We start from the raw sequence: 11,294 nt of genomic DNA, 5'->3' as shown, positions 1-11,294 counted from the left end.
CTAAGGATGCATCCTTCCATTTGCTTTTTAACGTGACCGTCGGTAAATTTTTAGAAGGTATGAGGCGATTTATATTGCACAGAAAGTTGTTTATGCTATTATTTTAATAAAAGTGCTGGAGGATTGATCGATCGATGGCGATTATCACCAGGATACGAACGAACGAAAAAGAGCGCGGCTTTTTTTCTGTGGATGTTGCAGAAGAGGACGGAAGCGAGAAAAGCCTGAACATTCATGAAGACGTACTCGTACGCGAGGAATTGCGCAAGGGGCTGGAATTAACGCCGGAGCAGTTGGGACGCCTTCATAGCGAGGCATCGGGTGTTCTAGCCTATAACGCAGCACTCCGCTACCTGTCTTATCGTATGCACAGTGTGTTTGAAATGAAGCAATACTTGGAGAAAAAGGAGTTTGGTGCGCCGCAGATCAACTATGCGGTTCAGCGTTTGAAAAATGAGAAGCTGCTTGACGATGAGGTTTTTGCTGCTTCATTTGTACGCACGCGCATTCAAACATCCACGAAGGGACCGCAGCTTATCTATAGGGAGCTGCTTCAGGCCGGGGTTCCGCAAGAGATTGCCTCGAGGTCTGAAGATCTGTTTCCGCTTGAAGATCAGGTCGAGCATGCGCGAAAATACTTGGCAAAGCAGACGTCTTCGGTCAAGAATAAGAAGTCGAAAGTGGAAGCACGTTTGGTACTTGCCAGACTGTTGATGCAGCGAGGCTATGCTCGAGAAATCAGTGATCAGGTGCTTAGTGAAATTACGGAATTTCTTGAGGAAAATGAAAAAAATGCCTTGGCGCATCAGGCAGAGAAAGCTATGCAGAAATACAAGAAATTCTCCGGAAGAGAGTTCGCTCAGAAAGTAAAGAACTATTTATATCATAAAGGCTATCCGCTTGACGCAATTAATTTGTTCTTAAGCGAACGTATCCATGACGTTAATGAGTAATGATAATATTGCAATAAAAAAGATTCTAATAAAAAAGATTCTAATAAAAAAAGGGCATCCTGTTATCAAGGATGCCCTTTTTGTTTCAATGGCTCAAGTGAAAATTTGAATTACGAATTCATACGTGCTAATACAAGCTTCTTACGCAGCTTTTGTTCGCTGAATACCCAACCTGTATATGAGCTTTGCACAGATAAATGTTTATCGAGCCATACCGTTGCAGTAAATGGGTACGTACCTTTTGAATAATATCTCAGATCAGTAAACTGAATGACGTATCTACCGTTTCTACGCGCCATTGACCAGTGATAGATCGGAGAGAAAGAAAGGAAAGCACGCACATTTTTATCTTCAGCTGCCGCTTTAATCATTTGATTGTCAAAGTCGATCGGCGTCCGTTCAAAGCGATCAATCAGATGCAGCTTTTTACCGTTCACTTTGCCGACATAAAAGTAATCTTCGCTTTCCGCCGCCAAATGATAATGAGACCAGCGCATGGTCGGCGATAAATAAACTTTAGTTAATCCGGGCAATTGGCTTTTCACATACTTAATGATGTGCTTGTGGTAAAAGCCTCGCAGGACATAGTAAACAGAGATCGTCGCGTATATGATCACGAACGTGATTCCCGGATGTCCAAGGGTCTGCCAAATGGCAAAACCGATGAGATGCATGATGAAAATGAATGGGTCAAATATGTTGATTGTTCCTAACGCTACCCATTTTTCCGTAAACGGCCGCGCCGCCTGAGTTCCATACGCATTGAAAATATCAACAAAGACGTGAATGGAAACTGCAGCAAGCGTCCATATCAGCAATTGGCTCGCGTTTGAACCGGGAACAAGTGCAAGGATAATGGCTGCTAAAATGAATGGCCAAAGCAATGTTGCTGGAAGCGAGTGTGTCATGCCGCGATGATTGCGAATATACGCAGCATTATCTTTTAATTTCAGAACCGTATCAATGTCGGGAATTACTGAACCTGCTACAACGCCGATCATTACCGCCTGATAAGTCAGCGGACTTTGGGCGACGAGCGGATCGAGTGTTGCCAATCCGGCTAACCCGAATCCCATAACAATATGTGTCGCTGTATCCATGAAAAAGATTGTCCTCCCTTTTGAACAAAGCTTCTTTTTTCAATGGCACCAAAGATCAAGTGAATCTGCTTTCATTGTCACACAAAATCAAGGATAATGAAAGGGATATTTATGGCAATTTTGATTGAAAATGACATAAGAAAGGTTGAACCATAGTGAATGCCCAAGAAATTAAGCACTTTAATCATGACTTGCTGGATTGGTTTCACAGTCAAGGGCGCAGGCTGCCCTGGCGAGAAACAAACAATCCTTACTATATTTGGATTTCAGAAGTGATGCTTCAACAAACACAGGTGAACACGGTCATTCCTTATTATAACCAATTTATCAGCCGTTTTCCGACGCCGGATGCACTTGCCGAAGCACCGGAGCAGGAGGTTCTGAAATGCTGGGAAGGACTTGGCTATTATTCACGTGCGCGCAATCTTCAGCACGGCGTCCGTGAGGTGGTTGAGAAATATAACGGCACGCTCCCAAACAAAAAAGACGAATTATTATCCATTACCGGTATCGGACCCTACACAGCCGCGGCTCTGCTCAGTATTGCATACAATGAACCTGAGCCCGCAATCGACGGAAATTTGATGCGTGTTCTTTCTCGAGTATTCTTAATTGATGATGATATCGCCAAGCAAAAGACAAGAAAGAAATTCGAAAAATTGGCGAGTGAATTAATTATTGAAACTGAGCCTGCGGCATTTAATCAAGCGCTTATGGATATTGGTGCAACGATCTGTCGGCCGAAAAACACGGATTGCCCCGAATGTCCGATTCACCGCTATTGTCTGGCTTATGATGAAGGTGCACAACTGGAATATCCGGTGAAAAGCGGAAAAGCCAAGCCAAGATTGCTGCATTATGCTGTTCTGCTGATTCAAGATGAGCAGGGACGCTACCTGATTGAACGCAGACCTGATAAAGGATTGCTGGCCGGTTTATGGCAATTTCCAATGATGGCGCTTGACGAGTATGAAGACAGCGAGCAGCAAGAAAGCTATGTTCAGGATCGATACGGCTGCGAGGTATCGCCTGCTGAACAGACTTTTTCATATATGCATCGTTTCTCACATCTAATATGGGATTTGACTCTTCGCATAGGAAAAAGTTCTGCTCATAATCAATTGAGGGAACGGCAGCGTTGGGCAGGCTTGGACGAGCTTGAAAGTTACCCGTTTCCGGTTTCTCACCAAAAAGTGATTGAGTGGATAAAAAATAATCGACACGTTCATACATAATATTTAACCTTTTTGGTTAGAGTAGTGTGGTGGAGGTGATACTCAATGGCTAAGAAGATGAATGCGGGCACAGATGCGGAACAAGTAAAGAAACAAAATGCCCAATCTCAAAACGGACAGTTCAGCGGTGAATATGGCAGTGAAACAAATGCACAAGAAGTTCGCCAGCAAAACCAGAAGTCGCAGCAAAATAAGCAGTAATCACCTTACGCACGGAAAACGCCTTGTCCAGACAATGGACAAGGCGTTTTGCTTTGCTGGTGCGACGATATGATCATAAGATGCAGATTCCCAATCCGCACTTATCGGTTGGGCGATCAGGTTAAGAGACTAATCTGATTAATAGACGGAAAATCTACGCTTAATTGGAAAATGAACGAAAAAATAGCTTAAATAGACGGAGAAATTCCGCTTATCGAATCGAAAAAAGTGAAAATGAAGGGTTTTTCTTTACATAAGCGGATAAATTACCCTTATTTACCCGCCAAACAAGCCCCATGGTGCATATAAGCGGAAAAATTCCGCTTATTTTGCTCATTACTTAATGAAGGACCAGAATGTTTAATGAAACTGAAGTGAGATGAGGGAACCTTCGCACGTGTAAAGGAGCTTTCGCTAAATACGCATACGTCCTGTATGCAACGCGAAAGCCATCACATCCTTTGAAAGTACGTCCTGTACGCAACGCGAAAGCCATCACGTCCTGCGGGAGTAATGAACGGGCGCTTTGCTCGGTTTTTCACGAATGAGCCAATCCATGTTATTGACACAGCTTATGCTGGAATGCATAAATAACTGCCTGCGTACGGTCCTGCACTTCAAGTTTGCTTAGAATATTGCTGACATGTACTTTGACGGTTTTTAAAGCAATAAATAGATCATCAGCAATTTCCTGATTGCTTTTACCACTGGCCATGAGCAGCAGAACTTCCATTTCACGGTTGGTTAAGTCGTCATGCAGTGCTTTATTTTGGTTCTTTTTCATCCGAGACATTACTTTCTCCGTAACCTCAGGTTCGAGTACGGAATGACCATTGTACGTTGAACGGATCGCTTTGGCGATGTCACTTGCTTTGGATGTTTTAAGAAGATAACTCGTAGCTCCGGCTTCAATCGCAGGATAGACCTTATCATCATCAAGGAAACTTGTAACAATGATAATTTTTGCCTCCGGCCATTTTTCCACAATCTGTTTTGTTGCTTCGATGCCGTCCATTTCCTCCATGACCAGGTCCATCAGAATGATATCCGGCTTTAATTTCAAGACTAAATCAATGGCTTCGCGACCATTATCAGCCTCTCCGACCACCTGGATATCCGGCTGTGCTGATAAATAGGCGGATACGCCGATGCGTACCATTTCATGATCATCAACAAAAACAACGTTAATCATTGTTTTCATCCCTTTCGATTATGGGCACTTTAATTTCCAAACTCGTTCCTTTATCCGGAACGCTCACTAATTTAATTTGACCGCCGATCTGCGCAGCACGCTCTTTCATATTCTGCAGACCGTATGAACCTGGTTTTGTCGCTTGTGCTTTAAAGCCGACTCCGTCATCGGTGACGCGTAAAATGACGAATCCTTCACGCCGAATGAACAGCACGTCCAGATTCTGCGCCTTGGCATGGCGCAAGGTATTCGACACTGTCTCCTGCAAAATTCGGAAAAGCTGATCTTCAATGCCGCGCTCCAGCTTGATCGGCTCGATCGTCGCATTGATGTTGAGCGGAACTTTTTGTTTAAGTTCCAGAAGCAGTTCTTCGACTCCTTGTTTAAGTGCTTTGCCATGAAGTTGTACCGGCCGCAAATGGAGGAAGAGTGCCCTCATTTCGAGCTGTGATTGATGAATCGTCTGCTCTACCAGCTTCAATTGACGACTCTCCACATCATCCGATATCGGTCGCAGTTCGTTAATCGTCGACATAAGCATCGATGCGGCAAACAATTGCTGACTCACAGAGTCGTGCAGTTCGCGGGCAAGCCGATTACGTTCTTCAGAGACAATTTTCTGGATCGCTTTCTCCTCAATTTCCGATTTATCATTTGCAGCCTGCTGCGCCAGCTGTGTCAATTCATTGATTTTGGAGCTGATCTGCTGCGCGCGTTCAATAATCTGCTGCACGTCACAGGAATAGACGTCATCGCCTCCTGCCTCTTTTCCTTGAATTGCGCCATCGAGTGTATCGCTGACAATGACGAGTTGCCTGCGCCAGTACAAACCGGAAATCAGACCGGCGACACCTCCGATAAAGAGCGCCAGAATCGGCACGATAAAAGCAAAGGGCAGATGCCACACCTGCCGATTCCAGAGCAGAGACCATTTAGAAGGAGGGAAGGCAAAAAAGAATAGTGAAGAAAAAAAGATTAAGCAAACAAGTGAAAAGCAGATACCGACGATCATTTGCCTTTTGACTGCGGTCATACGCGCAGCACCTCCAGACTTCCGGCAACTGCAGAAATCATCAGTTTAACTTTTTGCTCTGATTGATCATAACCTTCAGATTGTATGATTCTCGATTCATGAATCAACTGACTTTCATGATGATCGAAGAAATCGACTTGCCCAAGCACAATTGAGTAGTGCAACGCAACCTCAACACCATAAGGAACGAGGATACGCACTCTCCCTGCAAGATGGCGTATAAAGATAATCGATTCCTTTTTCGGGAGGATGGTTTGGCTGAGATCAATGATTGTGTCACCGGCACCAGTTTGGATGTTGATATCCTGCCATTCATAGCCTTGGTCAGGGGTTTCTTGGTGGCCGAACCATTTATTTTTGAGCAACCCTGAGAGAATCGTTACTTTGTCTTCAAAAGCAGAAGGATGATCAAAGTCGGGTGTAATCTGCTTTGGACTTTTTTTCCTTTGAATGAAATCGATAACAAAGCAGATAAATAATGCGATGATAATGAATTTAAAAACAAGCAGATTCAAAATGGTGAATCCAAGTCCGATCACGCCAATCCAAAACAGGATTTTCCCTTTTCGCGTGTGCTTGTTGTTTCGTCCATAGTAAAGCATCGCGCCGAATAGAACAGCAGGGAATAGAAAACCCCATCCGTCGAACAGCGTTTGGAGAATAATGAGAAACAGGCAGACAATAATGAGCCAGCTGTATTTATCATTTTTCAGTTGCTCAAACATGTTGGATCATCTGCCTTTCGTGTTGCAGTTCAGTTGAATTATGTAGATAAGAAAAAGGCGTTCATCGCACCTTTTTCCATTTTAGCATCGTTATGTGGGACAAGCTAGACCGTACTGTTTCCTCAATTGGTTTTGCCTTTTTCAAGATCGCGCTCGATTTCGCGAATTCGGGCATCAATCGTATTCTGATGATAATTAGTATTCACCTTTTGTTCAAGCTGTTCGAGATACATTTCGCTTTCCTCAAATTTGGAAAACGATTGCCCAAATGCCCGCTCTGGCTGAATGATTGAGTTCATGCGATGATTCGCATTGGCAATGTTCTCACGGCTCATCAGCTCCATGCGTTTTAAATACATATCCTTTAATTTTCGTTTCATTTCTGCGTAATTCTGTTCCAGCTGATCAAGCTGTTTGACGGTCGTTTCGTAGGCATTTTTCAGTTGCTCTGTTTTCTGTGCATAATCCTCATGTTCTTTTAATGCAAAAGTGTATAATTCTGTATCCGCGGCGCGTTCGGCGATGTCAGCCTGATGCTTTCTTTTCGCAGCCATCTCAGAGGCTTCATGATACTCCTTAATAAACTGATCCTTAAGCAGATACTGGCGGTCAATTAATTGGCGGACGCGCTTAACCTCGGCTTCGCAGCGGCGCAAATGCTGATTCAGCGTTGCAATTGGATTTTTTTGCTCTTTCTGGTCGAGCATGTCGTTCAGATCGGCAGAGATTGAGTCTTTCAGACGAGTAAATAGATTGCTCATTATGGGTTGCTCCTTTTATTTGATGTATTTGTTACACAATCACAAGCTAAGATCGTATAAAAATTTAGCGGAATTCCTTCCATTCTTTCTCGAAGTGATCAAATGGGTCGCGCGGTTCGACAATCACTGGTTTTTCATTCTTCCACGTTTTGTATACAAAGTAGAGACCGGCAAGTGCGATGATGCCGATGATGGCAGGAACATTGCCAATTGAGAAGCACAGGGCAATAATCCCCACGATCGCCCAAAGCACTTTTCCTCCGGTGGAAGCGGCTTTGTTGAACTTCTTAAATGCAAAGTACAGGACAGCCAGACTGACAATTAAACCAACCATGGATCCCAACTGAGTAAGCAGGACGATCAAGCTGACGGCTCCAAGCAGAAACAAGGCAAATTTTTTCATGTATGTGATCCTCCTTTCTATGTCCTAATCATATAAAAAAGGCGATGTGCAGATAATGAGCCGAAGCTGTATCTTGAGCTAAGTCTTTGGACTTAGTCATGCTACAACTTGAAAGCAAAACAAGGCTGCAACCCCATTTGCGCACTTGCGAACCGTTAGTCCAGGCAAAGATCAGTAAATATCTGGAAAAAATCAATAGAATCTGAGAAAAGTTCAGACCAATCCAGGTGAATTAAAGTCCAATGTGAGAAAAGAAAAAGGAACGGTCCTTGGAGCCGTTCCTTTTTTGCATAATATGAGTATGAAGATTTAGATGAATTTATCGAATCTGATTCGACTTCTTGTGAAACGACTGATAGCTGTTGACGAGAAGGTCGAGATGTTCAACATGCTGACTGTAATCAATGATTGTTGACAAAAGTGGAAGAATGTCGAGCCATTCATCGTTGTTAGTTTGCGAGAAGAAGGAAAAAAAGGAATTGGCAAGATCGGTGCGATGCTGATAATCTTTTTTTGCCTGCTCCTCATGTCGTTTTCCCCTAATTTTGCCGTCAAATTTGAGCAGCACGCGCTCATGAAATGTCATTAATCCGCTTAACTGAATTCTGAGTGTTTCCCGAAATTGATCCGGTAGGAGCCGAAAAGCATTTTCATTGCGGTCCAGCTCATTCAAGGCTTGATGGAGCAATCGCGTTGCGGTGATCATTTCACGAAAGATAACCGTACGCCGCAGTTTCACCGGCATCGCTTTTTTCCTGAAAACACGTTCTTCCTTATACCAGTGGTAATAATTTTCGATTTTCAGCTTTCTGCTGTCGAAAGCAGCTAGTTCAGTTTTAATCTTCGTATTATCTGAAGTTCCTCCGCTGAGCAGCCGCGTCCACTTAAAAAGCTGCGTGGTTTGATCAAGAATTTGTTCATAAAGAGTCTTTTCATAATGAGGCGGGAAGATCAGCAAATTAACTAATGTCGCAGAAACAACACCAATGCAAATCATGGAGAACCGTCGAACCCCTTCAAGAAGGAACTCGTTGCCGCCGCTCATTCCGCTCGACATGATGAAAATGACGGTCACCATCGTTAAGGTGAGTGTCCGATGCAATCCGAATTTAAGATGGATTAAGATAACAAAGACGACGGTCAGTCCGACGACAATTGATGTGTCGCCGAAAATGATGACCGCGGCAACCGCAATGAGCGCACCGATGAAATTGCCGTAGATGTTCTGGACCATCGCCCGAATGGAGCGTTGGACCGATGGTCGTGTCGTCATGGCAGCAGCGACTCCGGCCATGATCGGTGGAGTCATCCCAAATGCTAAAGCGGTCATTAATGCAACAGTTACGGCAACGCCGGTTTTCAGACTGCGGGCACCCAGATGCATGGTGTTTCTCCTCCTTATCTTAAGAAAAAAAGAGCGGCTCAGGCCGCTCTCCTCTTATAAATACATTAAGACTTGGCGAGCTGAGCGAAAGCATAATCAACAGCTTCCAGTGTATCGTCAATATCTTGTTCACTGTGTTCGGTCGTCAAGAACCATGCTTCATATTTCGAAGGTGCTAAATTAATGCCCTTCTCCAGCATGTATTTGAAGAAACGTCCGAACATTTCGCTGTCGGTTGCTTTTGCTTCTTCGTAGTTTGTGATTTCATGATCGGAAAAATACAGCGTCATCGCTCCGCCAATACGATTGATCGCTATTGGGAGACGGTATTTTTCGTTGATCGTGTGCATTCCGTCTTCCAGCTTCTTTCCGAGACGGTCCATTCGTTCATAAATCCCCGGTGTTTGAAGTACTTCCAAACATGCGATGCCACTCGCCATGGAAAGCGGATTTCCTGCCATAGTTCCTGCCTGATAGGCCGGACCAAGCGGTGCAACTTCATCCATAATTTCTTTTTTGCCGCCGTAAGCACCGATTGGCAGTCCGCCGCCGATAATCTTGCCCATTGCCGTGAGATCCGGGGTCACACCGAGATAGTTTTGTGCGCCGCCGTACATGAATCGGAAGTTCGTAATGACTTCATCGTAGATCACGACTGAACCGAACTGATGGGCGATTTCATTAACCGCTTCAAGGAAGCCTGGCTGAGGCATAACCATCCCGAAGTTGCCGACGATTGGTTCAACAAGCACGCCTGCGATATCCGAGCCCCATTTGTCGAACGCTTGCTGGAGTGTGTCCACATTATTAAATGGAACTGTGATGACTTCATGAGCCGTACTTTCCGTTACACCGGCCGAATCTGGAGAGCCAAGGGTGGAAGGGCCTGAGCCTGCTGCAACAAGAACGAGGTCAAAATGTCCGTGATAGCTTCCTGAAAATTTTAAAATAATCTTTCTTCCTGTGTATGCACGAGCCACACGGACAGTTGTCATCACCGATTCCGTACCTGAATTGGTGAAGCGCACCTTGTCTAAGGAAGGAATGGCCTTCTTCAGCATAACGGCAAGTTCAGTTTCCAATTTCGTCGGTGTGCCGTACAGAACGCCGAGTTCAGCTTGCTTTTTGATTGCTTCGGTGATGTGCGGGTGAGCAAATCCGGTAATAATTGGTCCGTAAGCAGCTAAATAGTCTATGTAACGATTCCCGTCTTCGTCCCAGAAATATGCACCTTTTCCTTTTTTCATGAACACCGCGGCACCCCCGCCGACCGCGGCATAAGAACGCGAAGGACTGTTAACGCCTCCGACAATATGCTCAAGCGCTTCTGCATAGAGTTTTTCTGAAGTAGTAATATTCATTGTACCGATCTCTCCTCTAACCAATAAAGTGACATTTCTCACTCAAGTATCCAATACAAGTAAATAAATGACAAGCAATGAACCTTGATGAGAAATTAATCAAACATGCGATGGTTCATCAAAAACACAAAATGTTCGAGGATGCGTGCGGTGAGTCCCCAAATCGTCTTTCCTTGATAGTCGTAAAAAGGTTCAGTAATTTGCATATTACGAAATGCATAATTTTTTCCTGATACAATCCGTTCGAACGGAAATTCTGCATTTTTATCCACGGAAAAAATGAGCGAGTGTTTTTCGGGGATCTGTTTCATGAGCCATGGGAGCGGTATTGTAAATAGTTCCTGAACCTCACCAGGGTTGGGATTAAGTGTTTCAGACGAGTCAATGACACCGACAAATGGATAAATGAATAATTCAGAGGTCGCGATGCATGTGCCCATTTGACCGATGACGTTAATGGATTCCTTTTGGATTCCTAATTCCTCGCATGTTTCACGTACGGCAGTAGCGTGCATGGAACCATCAATTTTTTCACTGCGTCCACCGGGGAAACAAATATCTCCAGGCTGCCGCTTTAATTGCGCAGCACGAATTTCCAAAAGAATATGCCATGTATTGTCTTTATGAATCAGCGGCAGAATGACCGCCGATTTTTTCGCCGTATCTTCGCCGATAATTGAACCGTCGTTTTCTATTCTCCGTGTAATACTTCTTATATCCATATGATCACCTACATTTAGACGATTTTACCTTCTTATTCTACCATTTTTAGTGAGTGACCGCCTGATTGCGGTGATTGCAGAAGCGCATAAGTTCACTTTACTGTCTGATCGGGGTATGATTTAACTGGTACAAGTATCTTCTCTATTGAAATAAAGCGGATCATTTCGTGCATCTTTAAGAAATGAACGGACTTTGACCTTCGCAAACGAATTGACTGAAAGGA

The 11,294-nt window shown here is 44.2% G+C and carries 12 protein-coding genes; 3 read left to right on the top strand and 9 right to left on the bottom strand.

Annotation, left to right across the window (positions count from 1 at the left end):
- Positions 1 to 134 precede the first annotated feature (134 nt).
- Positions 135 to 953: a RecX family transcriptional regulator gene (locus tag AC1MBV_RS14225; RefSeq protein ID WP_480948564.1), complete on the top strand. Its 819-nt coding sequence runs from the start codon at positions 135 to 137 to the stop codon at positions 951 to 953.
- Between the two features lie 110 nt (positions 954 to 1,063).
- Here AC1MBV_RS14225 and AC1MBV_RS14220 read toward each other — a convergent pair whose 3' ends face one another.
- Positions 1,064 to 2,053, bottom strand: coding sequence for a metal-dependent hydrolase (locus AC1MBV_RS14220; protein ID WP_480948563.1), 990 nt, complete (start codon positions 2,051 to 2,053; stop codon positions 1,064 to 1,066).
- A 155-nt stretch (positions 2,054 to 2,208) separates the two neighbouring features.
- Here AC1MBV_RS14220 and mutY point away from each other — a divergent pair, with 155 nt between their 5' ends.
- Both mutY and AC1MBV_RS14210 read left to right on the top strand, forming a co-directional pair.
- On the top strand, positions 2,209 to 3,288 hold the full coding sequence (gene mutY, locus AC1MBV_RS14215) for an A/G-specific adenine glycosylase (protein ID WP_255748846.1): 1,080 nt from the start codon (positions 2,209 to 2,211) through the stop codon (positions 3,286 to 3,288).
- Between the two features lie 45 nt (positions 3,289 to 3,333).
- Positions 3,334 to 3,489 (top strand): gamma-type small acid-soluble spore protein, encoded by a 156-nt coding sequence (locus AC1MBV_RS14210; RefSeq protein WP_255748845.1) that lies wholly within the window; start codon positions 3,334 to 3,336, stop codon positions 3,487 to 3,489.
- Between the two features lie 559 nt (positions 3,490 to 4,048).
- Here AC1MBV_RS14210 and AC1MBV_RS14205 read toward each other — a convergent pair.
- The 8 genes from AC1MBV_RS14205 to AC1MBV_RS14170 form a co-directional block, all read right to left on the bottom strand.
- On the bottom strand, positions 4,049 to 4,681 hold the full coding sequence (locus tag AC1MBV_RS14205; RefSeq protein ID WP_255748844.1) for a response regulator transcription factor: 633 nt from the start codon (positions 4,679 to 4,681) through the stop codon (positions 4,049 to 4,051).
- Positions 4,674 to 5,714 (bottom strand): sensor histidine kinase, encoded by a 1,041-nt coding sequence (locus AC1MBV_RS14200; protein ID WP_480948562.1) that lies wholly within the window; start codon positions 5,712 to 5,714, stop codon positions 4,674 to 4,676. The genes AC1MBV_RS14205 and AC1MBV_RS14200 overlap by 8 nt, the downstream gene beginning before the upstream one ends.
- Positions 5,711 to 6,439 (bottom strand): cell wall-active antibiotics response protein LiaF, encoded by a 729-nt coding sequence (gene liaF, locus AC1MBV_RS14195; RefSeq protein ID WP_480948561.1) that lies wholly within the window; start codon positions 6,437 to 6,439, stop codon positions 5,711 to 5,713. The genes AC1MBV_RS14200 and liaF overlap by 4 nt, the downstream gene beginning before the upstream one ends.
- Before the next feature lie 122 nt (positions 6,440 to 6,561).
- Positions 6,562 to 7,200, bottom strand: coding sequence for a PspA/IM30 family protein (locus AC1MBV_RS14190; RefSeq protein WP_480948560.1), 639 nt, complete (start codon positions 7,198 to 7,200; stop codon positions 6,562 to 6,564).
- 64 nt (positions 7,201 to 7,264) lie between these two features.
- Complete coding sequence (locus AC1MBV_RS14185; protein ID WP_255748840.1) at positions 7,265 to 7,603, bottom strand: lmo0954 family membrane protein; 339 nt, start codon at positions 7,601 to 7,603, stop codon at positions 7,265 to 7,267.
- A 319-nt stretch (positions 7,604 to 7,922) separates the two neighbouring features.
- On the bottom strand, positions 7,923 to 8,987 hold the full coding sequence (locus tag AC1MBV_RS14180; protein ID WP_255748839.1) for an FUSC family protein: 1,065 nt from the start codon (positions 8,985 to 8,987) through the stop codon (positions 7,923 to 7,925).
- 65 nt (positions 8,988 to 9,052) lie between these two features.
- Complete coding sequence (locus AC1MBV_RS14175) at positions 9,053 to 10,348, bottom strand: glutamate-1-semialdehyde 2,1-aminomutase (RefSeq protein ID WP_255748838.1); 1,296 nt, start codon at positions 10,346 to 10,348, stop codon at positions 9,053 to 9,055.
- A 95-nt stretch (positions 10,349 to 10,443) separates the two neighbouring features.
- Positions 10,444 to 11,070: an NUDIX hydrolase gene (locus AC1MBV_RS14170; protein ID WP_480948559.1), complete on the bottom strand. Its 627-nt coding sequence runs from the start codon at positions 11,068 to 11,070 to the stop codon at positions 10,444 to 10,446.
- Positions 11,071 to 11,294 lie beyond the last annotated feature (224 nt).

It is taken from the genome of Sporolactobacillus sp. PKPK-6 (assembly GCF_056678885.1).
Note: the sequence above shows the minus strand (reverse complement) of the source record. Positions and strands in the feature narration are given on the sequence as shown.